This is a genomic window from Monashia sp. HAY1-2A (assembly GCF_056755315.1).
In genome coordinates, this window is record NZ_JBNDHY010000357.1 from 1 (window position 1) to 292 (window position 292).

The window sequence follows — 292 nt, forward strand, 5'->3', positions numbered from 1 at the left end:
GAAATAAAGAAACATAAAAAATGTCCATACCGCAGAGCTGGGTCCGAAAATACCCCGTATTGCGATCTGATCGTCTTCGATCTCTATCCGCAAAGAAAGTCTGGGTTTCCAGTAGCCTTCATCTTTGGTCTTTACACAGATAGTTGCCACTTCTTTATTGATATTTCCGGAAAATTCATCGGCATGCTCTGCCAGATATTTCTTTAGACTTTCTGCATACTCCTCTTTGGTGAGATGCGTAAACATCTTAAACCTTGGTCTGGTTCTTATCTGTCTCTTATACACATCTGAC

General features: G+C 40.8%; 1 protein-coding gene. It reads right to left on the minus strand.

Going from position 1 to position 292, the window contains the following annotated elements; translation table 11 throughout:
- On the minus strand, positions 1-246 hold a 246-nt coding region (locus ACPYOM_RS22275; RefSeq protein ID WP_481347631.1), incomplete at its 3' end, for a hypothetical protein.
- Positions 247-292: the final 46 nt, after the last annotated feature.